Source organism: Candidatus Micrarchaeota archaeon, from assembly GCA_028866575.1.
Classification (GTDB): Archaea; Micrarchaeota; Micrarchaeia; order Micrarchaeales; family Micrarchaeaceae; genus UBA12276.
In genome coordinates this window covers 31,614-50,479 of sequence record JAGWHU010000005.1, presented here as the reverse complement: position 1 = coordinate 50,479, position 18,866 = coordinate 31,614, and the positions used below count along the sequence as shown (strand labels likewise).

The following is an 18,866-nucleotide window of genomic DNA, read 5'->3' as shown; positions in this document are numbered from 1 at the left end:
TATCTTTTACTTAAAATAAAAAATATATATTTATAAAGTTAAATAGCGTAAAAATATAAAAGATATAACCTTTTGACGTCATAAATCATATTTTTATAACCGAAAATAAAATATTGATTTTTCACCTTTTCCTATCATCGTTCATATTTTTATTTAAACCGAAAGTTCGTGGTAGCCTTCTTTTAATGTCAATTTTATGCCTTGCTAAAGTATCATTTGGTAAACTCTTTATCTCATCATCTGAAAGTTGTCTAATATCTCCACGCCCCACTGCTGCCTCTATTTTTCCTTTTCCATCGGTATACGGGGTTCCTGAGTATGTCCAGCCGATTTGGTTAAAAATCTCTTCCATAGTTAGTATCTTATCTGGTGAATCGGCTATAGTTCTCTTTATGGTTTCAAAGTATGCTTCGTATGATTCTACGGGCTTGATTCTTGGTTGTGTATACCATTCTTTTAACATTTCATCAAATGAGTCTAAGTGTCTATTTACCTTGTCTATTGCCCACTGTGCGTCTTCTACTCTTACTTCTAGTTTAATCTCATCTTTAGCATTATGCACTTCTATTGTGTTATACTGGCTACTAATTGCCTTCAGGGAAGATAGTTTTAATACTGACAATAACGACCTATCTAAATATGACTTTTTGATGTCGCTTTCTTTGCCTTTATTTACTCTTTCAGATATTGTGTTATCAAATTTGGTTATTAGTTCAGCAGCTTTACTCTTTGGGTTTATCTCTACTGTCAAGTTCTCTAGTTTATCAATATTATAGAGCATCTTAGCAAACTCTACTATTTTATCCGCTCTTAGTCTATGGATTTGCGTATCACCAAAAAGGTCGGTAATGTTCCTTACTGGTCTATCTATCTTATAATGCTCGAACAGTATTCTATTTCCTAGTCCCTGAACGAAGGCACTTTGTTCTAAAACAGAATATATGTATGGTGTTGCTGCTCCTATCAAAGTAATATAGCAGTCGTCTATATCGTTTAAACCGTGAGCAAATGTAAATCTCTTGTCTATCTTGCCATCATACATATTGCTCATAATCTCTATCATCTGAGCAGTATAGCCCTTGCCTGAAGTTTCCTTGAACAACTTTGATATCTCATCCCTTGCTATAATGCCATAGGATTGTCTTTTCAGATAATCTACTATTGATTCCGGGCTAAAACTCGAAGGCAATTTATAGTCTGCTTTTGTATATTTCTCTAATTCCTTTAAGGTCGGCTCTAAGAAATGGTTAAATGGTGCACTCTTTACTCCTCTGCCACTTGGAGCAATTGCTATATGCCATACGTTGAGCCTAAACTGCCCTATTCTACTGTATGCCTTTACTTTACTGCAACAGGTTGATAGCAAGCTGGTTGCTATGTCCTCTGCCCAGAAGTTATAGGTTTGTATGTCTTTTAGTATAGTTTGAGTAAATTGTGTTATAAAATCACCATCATTTTTTGTTGTTCCGTCCAAAGCTTCTTCAACAGTTCCATTAGTTACCTTTTCTTCTACCATCTATATCACCTAACAAACATATCTTCCTTGATACTCTCTATAGTATCAATTGCGGTCAATTCTGTTTTGCCATTTCTAAACAACAATTCTACAAAATTATTATCAGCATTCGTCAATTTTCCAAACTTTTTAAATCCGCTTCCTTTGAGCCTAACTACAACATTTTTCCCTATAAAATTACTGTAAATACTCTCTACCATCTATATCACCGAACTGAATCAATTATAACATCTTTTGGGCATCCATCATCCTTTTCTCAATAACATCAAGCAATAAAGCCAAAGTTCTGTCATTTTTTCTTATGAGGTCTTTATTCTCCAAACCCCATAGCAACAGCTCTACGTCCTCATCGCTGGGCTCCGCTAAGGGTTTAGATTTATTTTCCATCAAATCACAAGAAAATTACTTTTCAGAATTAGGCATCTTTACGTTATTCTCATCTGGGTTAAGCCCGTATTTCGTAACGTCAAATCCGTATTTTTTGGCGATAGCTATAACTCCAAGTCTGAGAACCTGCTGACGATTGAAACCTGCCTGTTTCATTTCCTCTAACAGTTTTAATCGTGGTTTATCAATATGGAAACTAATCTGTGGCATACAAATTCCTCAAAGCGTTACAGAAATATACCTATAGAACACAGTTGAGCAAAAGTGAAGGGTTTTTGCAACCCCAAGCATATTTTTTAACGCTTTATTATATCATTAAACTTAAAGGTATAATAACCTTTTGTCGTCGAAAATATACCATTTATTGACGTCTAACAACCTGTATGTTTAGTCTGCACTGTGCAGTCCTTCTATAAAAGAAAAATGCTTTTTGGAGTCCATAATAATCTCTACTAGTATCTATGCTTTGATTTGCTATCATTTTCTACTTATTTTAAATTCAGAGAGCGGATTTTACAGACCTTACCTATACATATTGTTGTAATCGCTTCTGTCTTGTGCGGAAGACGATTTCTTTAATGTTGGTATAATTGTTGAATCTATCTCTTTTATACCATCACCTTCAATCATACCCCGTTGTATATAAACAGTCGCCATACTATTGAGCGATACGTCATCAAGAGAATTAAAGTGGGACTCGCTGCCGCAACCGACTTTTAACGGCAATTTATTTTGCCTAATATATTCCTCCAATCTGCCTTGAAGATATAATGCAAAATTCACAGGAAATTTAGCCCATAGCGAAGCATTACTAGAAAGTAGTCCCTCCTTACATTCCTCTATTTTCTCTATTATTTCCTGCACTATTTCTTCTTGAGTTCCTTTAATCCCGAACGAGATTGTCTTTTGCTCATTTTTTGCGTTTTGTTTAGTCATATTACCCACCATCATTTTACACCTTCAGCCGTAACCTTGCTCATATATTCATCTGATTTTGCCTTCTCTGAAAGCATTTGCTTAACAACAACATCAAAAAGTTTCTCTACTTCATCTATAGATGCTGTCTTCAGGCTGTCATAAACCTCTTTGTTCTTATTACTAAACTCAAAAAATTCCTCAGTCGGTATGCTGAAGTCATTACCCATCCTTTTAATCCATTCACTAGCTGCATCTTGGAGACGAATAGCCCACAATTTTGAAAAGAATTCGTGCTTTATAGCTTCTATCGCCAACTTCCTGTTTGCTTGAACCTCGTCTGAGGTCCTATTCCTTTGTCCCTTATTTTCGTTTTGGTTTTCCATAAAATCTACCAATATAATGCCTGCTCAATTCAGCGGGAATCTGGTGATTATATGAAAACAGGTCTAGACCAAACCTATTCTAATTCCCTTTACTGCGAGCAGGCTCGCGCTAACCTTTACATTCTACAAAAACTGAATGGCTCGCGCTAATTACTCAATTAACAATCTGTAAAAATCGTTGATTTTGGCAGATTTGCCAAAATGCAAAAGCTAAACTTTTATTTTTTAATTCAAAATACGTGATGGGTGCGCCTAGCGGCTGTTTTGGACGGTTTTATCCCCGGACATCTCGTTCTTATGTCGCACCACTCGTAAAAGAAAAATGGGTGCTTGAGGTTTATTAACCACAAGTATTGGAATAATAAATTATTTAAAACCATATGTCAATAAATTAGTGTTGAGGCTTCTATAAGAAAACTTTACACTCGACGACATCCTTATAAGGCTTCAGACTGGAAGTTTGATTATCGGCCAAGGCGCCTTTTATGTGTTTTCATTTATTCTATTAACTGGGTGATGCATCTATGGACAGCAAATGGCGTGCAAGGATAAGGCGAGCAGCACTCGGCATACTTGTTTTTTTAGTTATACAGTTCGTCCTGGGAATGACCATGAACCTGTTTACCAGCTTTCCAACTTATCCTGGAAATGCTGTCCAGCCTGCCGATTACGTCCCACTGCTTGCAGGGCATCCAATACTGTTGGCTCATTACGTAATCGGAATACTGGTTTTCATAGGCTCGATAGCCGTGGTGGGTATGTCGTTCGCGTCAAAAGACAGGAAACTATCAGCCATAAGCGCCATAGGGTTCCTTGGTATGCTCATTGCGTTCGCATCGGGAATACAGTTCCTGGTTACTGCATTTACCAATGACATATATTCGTACACCATGAGCCTGGGATTCATTGTGGCTGTGGTTGCTTACTTTGCAATGTTCTACTTCACCAAGCAAGCTGGTTAGAACATGCAAATGCATGATAAGAATTAAGGTTAATTCTACTAATGTTAACAATACTATGATCTTGGTTCCAATCCCGGCCAAGGCGTCAGAATACTTTCTCTAGGTCAAGGTAACCGTGTCGTTAGGATTGTAGACGTTGAAGTTGCACGGGTTCGCATCCCTGTAAGCTCTTGGTATTATAATATCGCTCTGGTTCACGCCGACAGCATTGAATTGGGAATGATGATTATCCCAATCATCAATCCCTTTCCTAATCCCATGCTAATACATGACGAGGATGTTTTATATATGTTTTTGTTCCTGCATCAATCGTCTTGAAATGCTGAAATCTTTTTGCAGGAAGCCAGCGTCCCGGATATGGAATTGTCCTTAAATCTTGTATGATTCGTAAGGATCGAAACTGCACACAAGGTTCTTATCGGGCTTATCGTTGATATAAAAATCTATATTTCTTTATATCAATTAACTGTTGGTGAATATATGTCAAACTATGAGGTCAAGAATATATCTGGTTCCGAAGAAGTTAGAGAGTTAGGTCGTGCCAAGCTCGAATCCGTAAACGTCGGGGGCGCAAAGGTCGCGCGTTTTGTATTGGGAAAAGGGTGGAAGTGGTCTGTCGATATCAAACCTTTGGTCAAAACAGAATGGTGCGAGGCTTCGCACTTCCAATACCAGATTTCCGGAAAATTACACATCAAGTTGAAAGACGGGACCGAATTCGAAATCGGGCCCGGAGACGTGTCTTCTGTCCCATCAGGACATGATGCCTGGGTTGTCGGCGATGAGCCCGTAGTTGGTATCGAATGGACTGCAACAGAAATTGTCAATGAGCTATCAAAAGGGGACAAAGATTAGCCGACTTTGGTTTACGGGATTCAGCGATAAAAAGAGGGGTTCTTAATGCAAAAAAGCATGGCATCCAAAATGGAACTCATAACTAAAACGGAAAACTACGTCAGAAAAGAGCTCCTTGGGGAGGGCTCCGGACATGACTGGTGGCATATATTGAGGGTAAGGAACAACGCGATGCAAATAGCTTCAAAAGAGAGCGATGCGGATACGCTTGTAGTGGAGCTCTCCGCGCTCCTTCATGACATAGCCGACTGGAAGTTTCACGGGGGTAATGACAAGGCAAGCTCCGACGCAGCAAGGAAGTGGCTCAAGGGCCTAAATCTGGATGCCGCAACAACGGCAAAAATATGCAATGCCATAGATGAGGTTTCGTTCAAGGGTGCAGGCGTAAAGACGACCCCAACGACCCTGGAAGGCAAAATAGTCCAGGATGCCGACAGGCTTGACGCGATGGGCGCGATAGGCGTAGCGAGGGCATTTGCATACGGTGGTAAAATCGGAAGGGAGATGTACAATCCTGAAATAAAACCGGAAATGCACGAATCTTTCGAGAAGTACAAAAGCGGCAAGGGCCACACGATAAATCATTTCTACGAAAAATTGCTATTGCTGGAGGACCGTATGAATACTGAAACTGCAAGAAGAATTGCCAAGGGGCGCCACAAATACATGCAGGAATTTCTTGAAAGGTTCTACAAGGAGTGGGACGGGAAACTGTAATAAACGCTTAAATAGCTTTAATACCAACGAATTTTGGAGGTAATGATCTTTGGCTGTGGCAAGAGTTTCGCTGTTCGAGGCGCAGAAGGAGCGCATAGAGCACGTAAACGGTAAATTAATCTACAAATTTGCCAGGAACGGAGGCAGCTCTTATACCATGATATGCACTCCTATGCCAAACACCGAGAACTTGAAGGAGTTTAAATCCTTCTTTTTCGATCTGCAGGACATTTTGAAAGCGCGCACGCCATTTAAGGGGGAGCAGGAGCCGTTCTACAAGGACGAAAGCGGCTCCCATAGCGTATTGGTAATACCTGCGTTGATGGTTGAAATGGAAAAGTCCACGTTCAGCATATATCCGTTTCCCATGGACAGGGTCGCAAGCAAGTACTTCAGGGCAGCATCCGCGCTGACGATTAACATAGGCACAGATGATTTGTACAGGTATAAAAACTGGGAATTTTTGGCGGAAGACAGGTCCCGGCCCTACAAATCGCGGGAAGTGATTGAAGAAACAATACGTAGGCTGAAGAGCAACAAGGACCTGTCGGGGCTGTTCAAGGAGAGTCCCGCCCATAGTAATTTCTACGAGCTGTTCGTGAGGAGGATAGCCAATCCCTATAACCCAAGGGATCTTTCTATGGCTTGGGATGAGGCGTTGTCCAGGAGCTTCGCAAGAAGCAACGACGATGCATCGAAAGCTGACGAGAAATTCGAGCGCGTTGTAAGAGGAATGCCCATACCTGAGGAAGTTATCCAGAAGGCTGTGGCTTACAGGGCCTTCAAAAAAGAGAGGATAAATGAGATGAAAAAATTCGTCAGAAATTACGGAATGAATTAAATCCCTTAATTGCGCTTCTATTTACAATCGCTTCATCAAATGGTGAGTTAAATGAGTACAAAAGAGATAGGCTTGATAGGGCTGGGGAATATGGGGAAGAACATAGCGGACAAGCTGCATCACAGCGGCTATTCGCTTGTTTTGTACAACAGGACCGACGAGAACTACCCGCACTTCAAGGACAGGGAGCGCATATACCTGTCCAGAGGGATAAAGGAATTTGCGGATCGGCTCAATGCCTCGGAAGGAAGCTCAATAGTATGGATGATGATTCCGGGAGGCAAGGCAACCAACGACACCATAGCGGAGATTTCTGCAATGCTAAGGAAAAACGACATTGTCATAGACGGATCCAATTCAATATATGAGGATTCCATCGCCAACTACAACAAGCTGAAAAAATTCGGCATATCATACCTGGACGTCGGCTGTGCAGGAGGGCCGGGCGACCTTCTTGACGGCGTCGCATTGATGGTCGGCGGGGACAATGATGCATATGAAAGGGCAGAGGACGTATTGAAGGCAGTATCCGGCAAAGGCACCTACGGCTACGTCGGCGCAAGCGGCTCCGGGCACATGGCCAAGCTTGTGCATAACGGCATATTCTATGGCATATTCCCTGTGTATTCGGAAGGTGTTGATCTGATGCTCGCAATGAAGGGGAAGCAGCCCGAAATGAACTTCGACATAAAGGAGGCGCTCAGGCTGCTCGGCTCCTGCCCTCCAATAACTACGGGAATAATGAAGGCGATATACAGCGCTGTCGAGGAGCACAAGCTTCCCGAGGATGCTCCTGTCGTAAAGATATCCGAGATGGTGAGCTGGGAAGTGGAGAAAGCTGGAAAAATGGGCGTAAGGCTAAGCATAACCAAGGCCATACTTGAGGGGTATTCGTCAATGTCTGAGGGCTCCAGGAGGATATATGCCGGAGCGAAGAGGATCCTAACAGGGCATTGAGAACGCACGCTACCTTTCGCCGTATTTATCCACGAATGCCTTGTACTCGCTTAGCACCGAGTCCGGCGCGGATGGCTTAGTTGCCCTTATCGTGCTTAGGAGTATTTCCATGGTTATCTTGCCGTCGGATCCGGTGCTGAGCTCCCGCTTAAGCGCCTTTATCTTAGCCTCCCTGCACACGTTTTCTATATCTGCGCCGGTGAAGCCTGCGGTTTCAGAACCCAGGACGCCAAAATCTATGTTCGGCTCCAGCGGAACCTTGCTCAGGTAGATGCTGAAAAGTTTTGACCTTTCCTGCTGCTCTGGCGGCCTCACGAATATGAGCTTGTCGAACCTTCCCGGCCTCAGGAGCGCCGGGTCTATCGCCGATGGCCTGTTGGTCGCCCCTATTATTATGACGTCTGTAATCCCGTTTATCCCGTCTATCTGGCTCAGTATCTCGCCTGTAGCAGAGCTGCCATCGTTGACAGAGCCCCTCTTCGGTGATATGCTGTCCGCTTCATCAAGGAATACTATGGCCGGCGCGTTCTCCCTTGCCCTGTTGAATACCTCCTTTATCTTTGCCGTTGAGCTGTCGGAGCTTGCCTTTGTCAGTTCTGCGCCGCTAAGCTCCAGCATCGTGACCCCTTTCATGCTGTTGCTTATGGCTTTCATGAGCATCGTCTTGCCCGTTCCAGGGGGCCCGAACATGAGTAGCCCGTTTATCGGCTTTATGTCATATTTTTTGGACAGCTCCGGATTGAGCAGAGGTATCTCGATTGTCTCCTTTATCACCCTCTTTGCCTGTGTATTTCCTACTATGTCGTCCAGGCTAATGTTCTCTTTCGCCTCCTCTCCTGCTTCCTGGAATATGCTCCTTTCAAAGTCCAGCTTGAATTTTTTGTAGCTCTCAAGCTGGGCAATGGATGTTGAGGGCTTCGTGGCCTTTATGATCTTGGAAAGCTCCTGCCTGGTTATTTTTACTGTTTTTCCTGCGCCAGGCACAAGCTTTGCAGCATTCTCGCACACCGCCTTTATGTCTGCTCCGGAGTACCTCTCTGTTTTCTTTGCAAGCTCGTTGAGGTCCACATCATCAGAAACCGGCAACCTGCCAAGATAGATCTCGAATATCTTCCTCCTCCCTTCCGCATCCGGGAGCGGCATGTATATTATCTTGTCGAACCTTCCCGGCCTTATTATCGCCTTGTCAAGCAGGTCCGGCCTGTTGGTCGCGCCGACTATTATCACGTTGCCAACTTTCTGGAACCCGTCCATCTCGACAAGTAGCTGCGACAACACCCTCCTGTGTATGTTGTCTATTCCCGCGCTCTCCCTGCTTATCGCGAGCGAGTCTATCTCGTCGAAGAACAATATGCAGGGTGCATTCCTCTTTGCGGTGTTGAATAGGCCAGATATCTGCCGCTCGGATTCGCCGATGTTGCTCGAGACAAGAGTTGTAGCCTTCACATAATAGAAACCGGCATGTATCTCGTTAGCAAGGGCGCGCATCATCATAGTCTTGCCTGTTCCCGGGGGCCCGAAGAACAGTATGCCCTTCGCGGGGTTTACGCTGTAAGTCCTTGATGCGTTCTTTTCCTCTATCGGGGATATCACCGTTTCCTTAAGCTCCCTTTTTATCGATTCATAATTGCCTATGTCGTCAAAACTTTCATAGGCGTTGTTTTTTATGTCGCTGAACTGCTCGCCGAACTTCATCCTTATGTCGTTCTTCTTTACCTCTAGCGACAATACGGTGTTGATGTTGTAGTACTCAGCAAAGTAGAGCGCCAGCGGGGCTACAATAAAGCTGAGGAAAGGCATGAAGTAGTCAGTACCTATGCCTATGAACCCGGCCAAGGCTATGAATGATACGGGATAAACGATCCCGAACAGGCTTGCAACAGTTCCCCTGTATTTCGACCTGCTTGAATACACATACCAATCTGCTGCGAATATCACCGCGGCAATAAGCCCTATCTGGATTATGTATCCAATCGGATTTGCAATCAGTATCCTTGCTATCGAGCTGAAGAAATACGCAATCTGCGAAGTGACTTGATCGCTCATGAAGCCTGACAGGGTTGCAGCGATCCCTGGGCCGAAATTAAATACCGTGAATCCCTGCTTTATTCCCAATGCCTGGTTTTCGTATATGCCTGCAATTGCGCTGTGCCCGCTACCGGCGTTATACGCTATGTAGCCTGTGTTCTGCACCCCAGTAACTGCCGAAAGCATCAGGACGAGCACGAAAGTCACCACGACGACAATCGCGGTTCTTTTGTTGCCTATTATGAGTATGCAGAACAGCAGCATCGGAATCTCGAATATGTATCCCAATGGGGAGAACGCAAGCGCAGTCAGGGCGTATATGAACGCCGCAACCCTGTAGTGTATGTACCCGTATATGAGCATGAACGCGGCACCAGCTAGAAAAGCCCACGCAAGCACGGGCACCTGGTACATGTATATGGGAAAAGCTATGAGCGTAAACAGGATAAGTCCCAGGAATGGCTTGCGAAGCGTCACCGCAAACAGCGCTATTATCAATATGAGGGCTATTACTGCAGGATAAAACCCGAATGCCGTGACAGTTGCCAGGAATGCCAGGGCTATGAGCGCTGCATCAAGGAAATTGGCATTGGATACGACATTAAGCGCCCTGTTGAGCAGCGGATACTTACTGTTCAGCTCCCCGTTGTACAATCTATCCAGAACGTCCAAGACTTTCTTGCCTGGGGGCTCCCCGTATCCTATGATTTCTACTGGCTCGTCTGATTTTTTAGCATTTGCCATCCAAACATTAGCATGGATAATGATATATTTATATCGTATGCCCTGCAATAGCGGCACAATCTTGCTTCCATTGAAAAACGCCCCGGGATCGCTCCTTGTGGCTCATATGGCTCCTATGAAATGTCCTATCAGGTATCCTGCAAAACCTGCAGTCAACCCTATTATCAGCATGCGCATTCCGCTGCGCCATACAGATCCTACCGTCTTCTTTGCCTCATAATACCCTATCATGAAAAGCACGCACCCGCTCAAGGCCACGGATACAATCGCGCCCAGAAGTATGTGTTTGGACAGGAATATGAACGGAATTATGGGCACCATGGAGCCGAAAATCGTCGATACCAGCACTATCGCGAAGCTGCGCATTGGCGCCCCATCCTCAACAGGCTCCATCTTGTGCCCGAGCGACATGATGAACTCCAGCGATGCCTTGGGATTGGAGGATATGCTTGCGGCTATCCTGTCAATCTCCTTCCCGCTGTAGTTCCATCTACCGAGTATCTTCCTTATCTCCTTCTTGCCGTGCTCTGTGGTACTGTCTGACTGCTCCATCACCTCTTTGGTTTCCCTGATGTACTGCATGCGCCTAGCCATTGTGGAGGTGTATGCAACTGCGCCCATGGATATGGATTCGGCCCCGAGCGCCGCAAGCGCGCCTACGAATATTATCCGCACATCCGTTGTAGCAGCGGCAATTCCCAGTATTATCCCAAGTACATTGACAAGCCCGTCCTGGCTCCCGAGTATGAAGTCCGACAGGAACGTTGAGTGCACATGCCTGTTGCCATCGCCGGATTTTGATTGTGACAAAATTTCGCACCTTAGCGAATAAGCTGTTATATTTAACCTATATAGAGCTTACTGTGGCTCCCATGCCTCAGATAAGAATAAATACATTGATATCAATATAGTTACGTCTAATTTCTAGGGGTGTTTTAAATGGACGACAAAGAGCTAGCTGAACTTATGGACCAAATAAAGCGGCAGATGGATTTCCTGCTAAACGACACCAGCGTTCCCAGGAACGTTAAGAGTGCAATAAAGACGGCAAAAGATCATCTTGATGCGCCCGAGGCTGACTACGTGGTCAAGGTTTCCTCTGCAATATACAGCATAGACGCCATAAGCAACGACATAAACCTGCCGTCGCAGGCCAGGACCTCCGTATGGAGCATCCTAAGCATGTTGGAGTCTATAAAGACGGAAACCAGTAATTGACATGGCTGGCGAAAATACCGAAGATCCAATCAAGTATCTTGTGAAAAGCCTTTCAAAGTTCGGCGTCCTCGTAGCTGCAGACGTGAATCCCGGGGTCTTGGAGGGGTTCAAAATAGACGACATAGCGTCGAGGATAATAGAGAGGAGGGTTTCTGATCCTGAGCTTAAGATCGTGAACGATTCTGTAATAAAGGGGATAGTCAGCGACATGCTTCTGGAGAAGGCCCCCCGGCCGATAGAGATAGTGCCTAAGCCCGATTTCAGGGCCAGCGCGGCTGATGTCGAAGCAAATTACAGCATAAGCAACCACGAGATGGAATACTCGAACGGCAGCATTGACGGATTCGTATCGCACTTCAGGAGCAGGATGCAAAAGCTCAGGGATATAATCGAGCAGCACAGGGGCACGTTAAGCGGGATGATGTCCAACCTCGAGGGGCTTAAATCATACTCCAGCGGTCGCGAGGTCGCTGTTATAGGCATAATACTCAACAAGATAACCACGAAGAACGGCAACATAATGGTGGTCATAGACGACGAAACTTCAGAGGCAAAGATAATGTTCATGAACGGAACGTCGCAGCAGGCGAAGCTCCTGTTCGAAAAGGCAAGGCACCTGGTCAACGACGAGGTGGTAGCCATAAAGGGGAAGATATCAGGACCGTTCGTCATAGCGACCGAGCTTGTATGGCCCGACGTGCCGATACACGAAAGGAAGCGCGTGGATGACGATGTGGCAATAGCGTTCATATCCGATATACAGATAGGGAGCAAGCTTTTCATGGAGAAGAACTTCGCCAACTTCATAAAATGGATAAACGGAAACTACGAGGACAAAAGGGACGTCGCCGGGAAGGTGAAATACCTTGTCGTGGGCGGCGACGTTGTAGACGGGATAGGCGTTTATCCAAACCAGGACAGGGACCTTGCGATACTGGACATATACGCGCAATACAAGCTGTTCTTCAATTTCATGAGCATGATACCCGAGCACATACACGTGTTCGTCATACCTGGCAACCACGATGCGGTGCAGAGGGCCGAGCCCCAGCCTGCCCTAAACAGCGAGCTCGTCGGCGACTTCAAGTCCGATACTGTCCACATACTCCCAAACCCAAGCTTCCTGACACTTCACGGGATTGACGTGCTCGCTTACCACGGCACTTCATTGGATTCAATAATAAGGTCAATCCCTGGTACTAGCTATGCGAACCCCGAGAAGGCGATGATAGAAATACTGAAAAGGAGGCACCTCTCGCCGATATGGGGCGGGAACATAATAGTGCCGAGCAGGGACGACAATCTTGTAATAGACAAGGTTCCTGACATACTCCTGATGGGCCATGTCCACAAGAACTGCATATCCAACTACCACGGCGTCGATATAATAAACAGCGGGACATGGCAGGCAACAACAGAATACCAGCTTGTGCAGGGGCACATACCGAGCCCGTGCGTCGTGCCTGTGTACGAGGCAAAGTCGAACAGCTTCATCACAGTTAACTTCAACAAATGATGCTATGGACACCTCCGGTTACTTCGGCAGGCTCAAGACGGATTTCGACGCTGCTTACTCAGTTGCCACAGGCGCAAGGGAGAGGGGCCTTGACCCTGAAAGGTTCGTTGAGATTAAGCCCGCTCCTGACCTCGCATCAAGGGTTGAGGGAATAATAGGCATAGAGGGCCTTACGGGGATGATAAAGGGAAAAATGGAGGGAAGGGGAAGGAAGGAGCTTGCATTCGATATGGTGAAGGAGATATGCACCGGGAGCGCATTCTCCGGAAAGGATGTAGAGGAAAGGCTTACGATAGCTGTCCGCGTGGGGCTTGCAATACTAACCGATGCAGTGGTCGTGGCGGCTACCGAGGGCCTGCAGGCAGTGGTGCTCCACAAGAGCGCCGACGGTTCCGATTACATCGCAATAGTGTATGCAGGGCCGATAAGGGGAGCGGGCGGTACGGGCGCAGCGATGTCCGTTGCGCTCGCAGATTACGGGAGGAAGCTGCTCGGGATAGGCGCATACAGGGCGCAGCAATCAGAGGTGGAAAGGTGCATAGAGGAGATGCAGCTGTACCATGCAAGGATAGCAAGGCTGCAGTACTACCCCCCGGAAAGCGACATGAGGGTCATACTGGAGAACCTTAGCGTATGCGTTGACGGGATGCCCACGGAAAGGATAGAGATAAACATACACCGCAACATAAAGAGGCTTGACAAGTCCGGCAAGGAGGAAATGATAACGAACAAGGTGCGCGGCGGGATAGGCCTAGTCATATGCGAGGGCATAGCGCAGAAGGCGAAGAGCGTGCTGAAGTACACCAAAGCCTTCGACCTTGACTGGAACTGGCTCAACAGCATCATAAGATTCGACAAGAGCCCTGCAAAGGAGGATCCAAAGGAAAAATCCAAGACAAGCGCGGTATTCCTGCAGGAGCTGGTAGCTGGAAGGCCGGTCATCGCATACCCGAACAGGAACGGCGGGTTCAGGCTGAGGTACGGCAGGTCGAGGATAACCGGAATAGCCGCGAAAGGCTTCAACCCAGCAACAATGATAATACTAGACGATTTCATAGTCTGCGGCACCCAGCTGAGGGTCGAAAAGCCCGGAAAGGGATGCGTTGCCGCGCCGGTAGACAGCATAGAGGGCCCGTTCGTGAAGCTTGACACTGGAGAGGCCTTGAGGATAAGCGACGCAGAAACCGCACGCGCGCTCAAGGGCAGGGTCACGAAGATAATATCAGTCGGTGACATACTAGTAACGTACGGCGACTTCAAGAAGTCGAATACGCCGCTGCAGCCAACGAGCTACGTTGAGGAGTACTGGACTGAGCAGCTCAAGGCATCGGGTGCAGATGCGCCCGGAAAAACTGGCTTCAGGTCTGCATACGAATTGTCGCAGAGGCACGGGGTACCTATGCACCCCCAATACATATACGACTATTCGGACATAAGCACGCAGGAGCTTGGCATCCTGTCCGAATGCGTTTCCATGTCTGAGGTGGAGGGCGCTCAGGAAGGCCTTTTCGGGGTAAAAAGGATAACCTTCCCCAAGGCGCACGGGGACGACTCCATAGTGGAGGTCATGGAAAGGCTTTGCATACCCCATGCCGAGGGGGAAAGGTCCATTACTGTCGATGGCGAGCATGCGCAGAGCCTGCTTGCGTCGTTGGGCTTTTCCAAGGACGGTGCGCTTGACATGTCCAAAACCCACGAATATGACGAATCCAAGACATCTCTAGAGAATGTCAACTCCGTGGCGCCGTTCAAGGTCATGCGCAGGGCAACAAGAATAGGCGGAAGGATAGGAAGGCCGGAAAAGGCAAAGGAAAGGCTCATGAAGCCCTCGCCGCATGTGCTGTTCCCTGTTGGCGAATCAGGCGGCAAGGAGCGAAGCATAACGAAGGTATACAGCAACGAGAAAAACAAGTTCGGCAACAGGGGCATAAGCGTGGAAGTTGCAAAGTACAGGTGCAGGTCCGGTAGGGAGGTGCTCTCCCAGCCGTATTGCAGCAAGCACGGCTCCTTCGCGCGCCTTGAGCGAACCTGCGCCAGTTGCGGAAGGGTAACGGAGAAGCGCGTATGCCCAAATTGCGGCGGCAACGCATACGCGAAGGAGCAGAGGAGCATACACATAATGGAGCTGATAGAATCCGCAATGTCAGGGCTCGGCGTGAATTCGCTAAGCAAGAGCTTCAAGGGCGTCAAGCTCCTCATGAACAGGGACAAGATACCAGAGCCAATGGAGAAGGGGATATTGCGCGCCATGAACAACGTGCACATATTCAAGGACGGCACTTCCAGGTTTGATGCCACGGACATGCCGATGACACACTTCTATCCAAGGGAGGTGATGGTTCCTGTGGAAAAGCTAAGGGATATGGGTTACGAGAGGGACTGCTACGGCAAGGAGCTTACTGGTGAGGACCAGCTCGTGGAAATGTTCCCGCAGGACATAGTGATAAACAGGGACGGAGCGCAGTGCATGCTCAACGTCGCGAAGTTCATAGACCAGCTGCTCGTGAAATTCTACAAGATGGAGCCGTTCTACAACATAAGCTCGATGGAAGACCTGGTTGGACACTACGTGATAACGCTCTCCCCGCACACTAGCGCAGGCGTGCTTTGCAGGATAGCAGGTTTCACCGATGCGCATGTGGGCTTTGCGCATCCGTACGTAATCTGCGCCAGGAGGAGGAACTGCGACGGCGACGAGGACACGATGATGCTGCTCATGGACGCGCTGATCAACTTCTCAAGGAGCTACCTGCCCGTGACCATAGGCGGCACCATGGACGCTCCGCTCATACTTACTACAAAGCTGGACGTGAGCGAGATAGACGACGAGGTGCACGAGATGGAAGTGGTAACAAGCTACGGCCTGGACTTCTACGAGAAGACCAACCAGTATGCGTCCCCGTCGGAAGCAGAGGTGTGCATAGTAAGGGACAGGCTCAAGGAAAGCCACGAATTCTCGGACATAATGTTCACCCACCTGAGCGGCATAGACGCGATAAACGGCTCGCCGCACAAGAGCATATACACCAGGCTGAACAGCATGAAGGAAAAGATAGAGGCGCAGTTCAGGCTGATAGACATGCTCTACAGCGTAGACAAGGCGGATTCCGCAAAGCGACTGCTCCTCAGCCACTTCATACCGGACCTGATAGGTAACATGCACTCGTTCTCCAGGCAGAGCTTCAGGTGCGTCGCATGCAACGCCAAGTACAGGAGGGTCCCATTGATAGGCAAATGCACGCGGTGCAACGGAAAGCTGGTGCTCACGATCTCAAAGGGCAGCATAGAGAAATACCTTACCATGGCCATAGACCTGGCCGACAGGTACGACCTCGAGCCCTACATAAAGCAGCGCCTTGTGCTGATAAAGGAGGAGATAAGGGACGTATTCGGCACGGACGCCGAGCCCAATGCTCCTGTAAAGCAGTTCAACCTCTCAAGGTTCATGTAGCGGATTTCTCCCTTTTCCTGGACGAATAGGACCTTATGTCAGTCACTCCCTGCCACACCACTCCTGTAATCAGGCCTATGGTGAGCAGCGCAGCACCCATTTCCGGGTTCGTTAGGGACATCTGGTGCTGCAACGGATTCGGCGCGGTAAGTATGCCGTTTATGCAGGAATTTATGCTTGGCATGTAATTGTATGCTGCGCCAGAGCCCACAATCCCCACTGCCCCCAGGGCCAGCTCGCTGGCCTTCAATTCGCCCCTCCAAAGGTCCTTCACTACTTTTGGTATGTATGTAAGCCCAACACCTGCAGCGATGTATGCGGATTCCATGCCTATGTTGTTCCTTATGCTGATTCCGTTGAAAAGATTGTCAACACCGTGCGCCAGCAGCTCCGTGCCTGCCCAAACAGACCCGGCAATCGCTATTCCCTTGACTGCACCCAGCGCCTTTTTGGTGTAATGGGCCGCAATAGGCATTGCCACGTGCTTCCCAAAAAGCCTGTGCGGCTTGTCGTATAGGCTCAATTTACCACTGTTAGTAAAGCGCATTTCCTAATATTTATATGTTATCTGGATGTACGTCATTCGCGCAACGGCAAAACAGTCAGGCCAATTCCTTCATCAGGCGCTTCAGCGGCAGCGTGCTGATTATCCTGTCCTTGGTGAGCCAGCCCCTTCTTGCCGTGCCGACCCCGTACTTCATGAATCCGAGGTGCGAGGTCCTGTGCGCATCAGTACCCAATGAGAAGCTTACCTTGTAGTGCGACGCCTTCATTATGTTGGTGTCGTTGAGGTCAAGCCTGTTCGGGAATGCATTTATCTCCAGCGCCACGCCGTTGCGCTCCGATGCCTCGAAAACCCTCTCGATATCAAGCGGGTACTGCTCCCTTATGTTTATCTCCCTTCCGGTAGGGTGCGCGAGTATGTCGACAAGGCCTGTATCCAGCGCCTTGATTATCCTGTCGGTCATCTCCTTTTCCGACATCTTGAAGGATGAATGTATGGCTGCAACAACGCAGTCCATGGATTCCAGGCACTCCCTTGACAGGTCCAGCCTCCCGTCCTTGAGTATGTCGACCTCAGCGCCCTTCAGTATCGTTATCTTGCCATCTAGGGATTCGTTTAGCTTGTCAACGCGCCTGAAGAACCTGGCGAACTGCTTTTCGTCCATACCCCTTGCAATGCCGAGGCTCTTGGTGTGGTTTGTAGTGGCGAAGTACTCGTGCCCTGCATTTATAGCTGCATCAGCCATCTCCTCTATGCTGTTTGCCCCGTCGGTATCGTTGGTGTGCGTATGCATGTCGCCCCTCACGTCCCTCAGATCAACCAGTTCGGGTATCTTTCCAACTTGGGCAAGCTTTACCTCGCCCCTCGCCTCCCTCATCTCCGGGGGCATGTACTGCATGCCAAGCCGCTCGTATATCGCGCTCTCGTCCTTTGTGGGTATTATCTTGCCCTTGGAGTCGAACAGCCCGTACTCGTTCAGCTTGTAGCCCTTGTTTACGGCTATGGTCCTCACCTGCACGTTGTGGTCCCTGCTCCCTGTGAAATACTGCAGCGCAGCGCCGAAGCTCTCTGGCGCTATGACACGCAAGTCGCAGTTCAGGCCTATCTCTAGGTTTACCGTTGTCTTGGTCCTGCCCTTTGCCACTACACTTGAAACCTCTGGAAGCCCGGAGAAGAAATCCATGACCTTGGAGCTGTCGTCAGCAAGCGCGAGTATGTCTATGTCTCCTATAGTCTCGCGCATGCGCCTGAGCGATCCCGCTACCATTACAGTATCGACAAGCTTGCTGCCAGCCAGCTTGCCGGCGATGCGCTCTGCAACGGGGAACGCATCACCCAGGAGCATCCTTCCCTTCCTTGCTTCCTCGAGCTTTATGTTCTTCCCTATTGCGCTTTCGCTCTTCTCCCCGAATCCCGGGAGCTTGCTTATCCTGTGCTCCTCGACCACCTTCTTCAAATCCGCTATGCTCCTGACGCCAAGCTCCTTGTAGAGAGCAACCGCCCTCTTGGCCCCAAGCCCCTCTATGTTGGTCAGGCCCTTCATGTCTATCGGGTACTTCCTCTTGAGCATCTCGTATTTCTTCATGTGCCCTGTCTTGATGTATTCCTCTATGGAGCCAGCTATTCCCTTCCCTATGCCCGGAAGCTCCATCAGCCCCTTCGTACCTTCCTTCCTGTATATGTCCTCGACCTGCTCCTGAAGCGTTCCCACGGTAAGCGCAGCCTTCCTGTAGGCCCTGACCTCGAACCTCGAGCTTTGCGTCTCCTCTATGCTGAGCATGGATGCGATCTCGTCCAGCATGTCGGCAATAACCCTGTTCTCCAAGACCACCACCAACTATAAGTATATGAGAAAAGGGATAAAAATT

At 47.9% G+C, this 18,866-nt stretch carries 18 protein-coding genes; 8 read left to right on the top strand and 10 right to left on the bottom strand.

Going from position 1 to position 18,866, the window contains the following annotated elements:
• Positions 1–121: 121 nt before the first annotated feature.
• From KGI06_03805 to KGI06_03780, 6 genes are all read right to left on the bottom strand, one after another.
• Positions 122–1,516, bottom strand: coding sequence for a hypothetical protein (locus KGI06_03805; protein ID MDE1871339.1), 1,395 nt, complete (start codon positions 1,514–1,516; stop codon positions 122–124).
• Positions 1,517–1,521: 5 nt separating this feature from the next.
• Positions 1,522–1,716, bottom strand: a complete 195-nt coding sequence (locus tag KGI06_03800) for a hypothetical protein (protein ID MDE1871338.1) — start codon at positions 1,714–1,716, stop codon at positions 1,522–1,524.
• Positions 1,717–1,738: 22 nt separating this feature from the next.
• Positions 1,739–1,903, bottom strand: coding sequence for a hypothetical protein (locus KGI06_03795; GenBank protein MDE1871337.1), 165 nt, complete (start codon positions 1,901–1,903; stop codon positions 1,739–1,741).
• A 15-nt stretch (positions 1,904–1,918) separates the two neighbouring features.
• Positions 1,919–2,113: a hypothetical protein gene (locus KGI06_03790; GenBank protein ID MDE1871336.1), complete on the bottom strand. Its 195-nt coding sequence runs from the start codon at positions 2,111–2,113 to the stop codon at positions 1,919–1,921.
• Positions 2,114–2,425: 312 nt separating this feature from the next.
• Complete coding sequence (locus KGI06_03785) at positions 2,426–2,839, bottom strand: hypothetical protein (GenBank protein ID MDE1871335.1); 414 nt, start codon at positions 2,837–2,839, stop codon at positions 2,426–2,428.
• A gap of 11 nt (positions 2,840–2,850) precedes the next feature.
• Positions 2,851–3,204, bottom strand: coding sequence for a hypothetical protein (locus tag KGI06_03780; protein MDE1871334.1), 354 nt, complete (start codon positions 3,202–3,204; stop codon positions 2,851–2,853).
• 524 nt (positions 3,205–3,728) lie between these two features.
• Between KGI06_03780 and KGI06_03775 the strand changes: the two genes are divergently transcribed.
• From KGI06_03775 to KGI06_03755, 5 genes are all read left to right on the top strand, one after another.
• On the top strand, positions 3,729–4,166 hold the full coding sequence (locus KGI06_03775; protein MDE1871333.1) for a hypothetical protein: 438 nt from the start codon (positions 3,729–3,731) through the stop codon (positions 4,164–4,166).
• 480 nt (positions 4,167–4,646) lie between these two features.
• The gene (locus KGI06_03770) at positions 4,647–5,021 is read left to right on the top strand and encodes a cupin domain-containing protein (GenBank protein MDE1871332.1); all 375 of its coding nucleotides are present in this window, start codon (positions 4,647–4,649) and stop codon (positions 5,019–5,021) included.
• 57 nt (positions 5,022–5,078) lie between these two features.
• The gene (locus KGI06_03765) at positions 5,079–5,738 is read left to right on the top strand and encodes an HD domain-containing protein (protein ID MDE1871331.1); all 660 of its coding nucleotides are present in this window, start codon (positions 5,079–5,081) and stop codon (positions 5,736–5,738) included.
• A 49-nt stretch (positions 5,739–5,787) separates the two neighbouring features.
• On the top strand, positions 5,788–6,579 hold the full coding sequence (locus tag KGI06_03760) for a hypothetical protein (GenBank protein ID MDE1871330.1): 792 nt from the start codon (positions 5,788–5,790) through the stop codon (positions 6,577–6,579).
• A gap of 51 nt (positions 6,580–6,630) precedes the next feature.
• Entirely contained in the window at positions 6,631–7,536 is a 906-nt protein-coding gene (locus tag KGI06_03755) for an NAD(P)-binding domain-containing protein (GenBank protein MDE1871329.1), read from the top strand.
• Between the two features lie 9 nt (positions 7,537–7,545).
• Here KGI06_03755 and KGI06_03750 read toward each other — a convergent pair whose 3' ends face one another.
• Together KGI06_03750 and KGI06_03745 are read right to left on the bottom strand one after the other, a co-directional pair.
• Positions 7,546–10,308, bottom strand: coding sequence for an AAA family ATPase (locus KGI06_03750; GenBank protein MDE1871328.1), 2,763 nt, complete (start codon positions 10,306–10,308; stop codon positions 7,546–7,548).
• Between the two features lie 102 nt (positions 10,309–10,410).
• Entirely contained in the window at positions 10,411–11,118 is a 708-nt protein-coding gene (locus tag KGI06_03745; protein MDE1871327.1) for a VIT1/CCC1 transporter family protein, read from the bottom strand.
• 129 nt (positions 11,119–11,247) lie between these two features.
• Here KGI06_03745 and KGI06_03740 point away from each other — a divergent pair, with 129 nt between their 5' ends.
• The 3 genes from KGI06_03740 to KGI06_03730 are packed head-to-tail and all read left to right on the top strand — an operon-like array spanning position 11,248 to position 16,493.
• Complete coding sequence (locus KGI06_03740) at positions 11,248–11,526, top strand: UPF0147 family protein (protein ID MDE1871326.1); 279 nt, start codon at positions 11,248–11,250, stop codon at positions 11,524–11,526.
• 1 nt (position 11,527) lies between these two features.
• The gene (locus KGI06_03735; protein MDE1871325.1) at positions 11,528–13,042 is read left to right on the top strand and encodes a DNA-directed DNA polymerase II small subunit; all 1,515 of its coding nucleotides are present in this window, start codon (positions 11,528–11,530) and stop codon (positions 13,040–13,042) included.
• A 4-nt stretch (positions 13,043–13,046) separates the two neighbouring features.
• Positions 13,047–16,493 (top strand): DNA polymerase II large subunit, encoded by a 3,447-nt coding sequence (locus KGI06_03730; GenBank protein MDE1871324.1) that lies wholly within the window; start codon positions 13,047–13,049, stop codon positions 16,491–16,493.
• Here the strand turns inward: KGI06_03730 and KGI06_03725 are convergent.
• Together KGI06_03725 and polX are read right to left on the bottom strand one after the other, a co-directional pair.
• Positions 16,486–17,016, bottom strand: a complete 531-nt coding sequence (locus KGI06_03725) for a hypothetical protein (protein MDE1871323.1) — start codon at positions 17,014–17,016, stop codon at positions 16,486–16,488. The two genes, KGI06_03730 and KGI06_03725, sit on opposite strands and share 8 nt — an antisense overlap.
• 79 nt (positions 17,017–17,095) lie before the next feature.
• A complete protein-coding gene (polX, locus tag KGI06_03720) occupies positions 17,096–18,823 on the bottom strand; it encodes a DNA polymerase/3'-5' exonuclease PolX (protein MDE1871322.1) in 1,728 nt (575 codons plus the stop codon).
• Positions 18,824–18,866: the final 43 nt, after the last annotated feature.

Bases quoted from the DNA above. Each gene is read 5' to 3' on its own strand.
- KGI06_03805 (MDE1871339.1), bottom strand. From the start codon at position 1,516: ATGGTAGAAGAAAAGGTAACTAATGGAACTGTTGAAGAAGCTTTGGAC.
- KGI06_03800 (MDE1871338.1), bottom strand. From the start codon at position 1,716: ATGGTAGAGAGTATTTACAGTAATTTTATAGGGAAAAATGTTGTAGTT.
- KGI06_03795 (MDE1871337.1), bottom strand. From the start codon at position 1,903: ATGGAAAATAAATCTAAACCCTTAGCGGAGCCCAGCGATGAGGACGTA.
- KGI06_03790 (MDE1871336.1), bottom strand. From the start codon at position 2,113: ATGCCACAGATTAGTTTCCATATTGATAAACCACGATTAAAACTGTTA.
- KGI06_03785 (MDE1871335.1), bottom strand. From the start codon at position 2,839: ATGACTAAACAAAACGCAAAAAATGAGCAAAAGACAATCTCGTTCGGG.
- KGI06_03780 (MDE1871334.1), bottom strand. From the start codon at position 3,204: ATGGAAAACCAAAACGAAAATAAGGGACAAAGGAATAGGACCTCAGAC.
- KGI06_03775 (MDE1871333.1), top strand. From the start codon at position 3,729: ATGGACAGCAAATGGCGTGCAAGGATAAGGCGAGCAGCACTCGGCATA.
- KGI06_03770 (MDE1871332.1), top strand. From the start codon at position 4,647: ATGTCAAACTATGAGGTCAAGAATATATCTGGTTCCGAAGAAGTTAGA.
- KGI06_03765 (MDE1871331.1), top strand. From the start codon at position 5,079: ATGGCATCCAAAATGGAACTCATAACTAAAACGGAAAACTACGTCAGA.
- KGI06_03755 (MDE1871329.1), top strand. From the start codon at position 6,631: ATGAGTACAAAAGAGATAGGCTTGATAGGGCTGGGGAATATGGGGAAG.
- KGI06_03750 (MDE1871328.1), bottom strand. From the start codon at position 10,308: ATGGCAAATGCTAAAAAATCAGACGAGCCAGTAGAAATCATAGGATAC.
- KGI06_03740 (MDE1871326.1), top strand. From the start codon at position 11,248: ATGGACGACAAAGAGCTAGCTGAACTTATGGACCAAATAAAGCGGCAG.
- KGI06_03735 (MDE1871325.1), top strand. From the start codon at position 11,528: ATGGCTGGCGAAAATACCGAAGATCCAATCAAGTATCTTGTGAAAAGC.
- KGI06_03730 (MDE1871324.1), top strand. From the start codon at position 13,047: ATGGACACCTCCGGTTACTTCGGCAGGCTCAAGACGGATTTCGACGCT.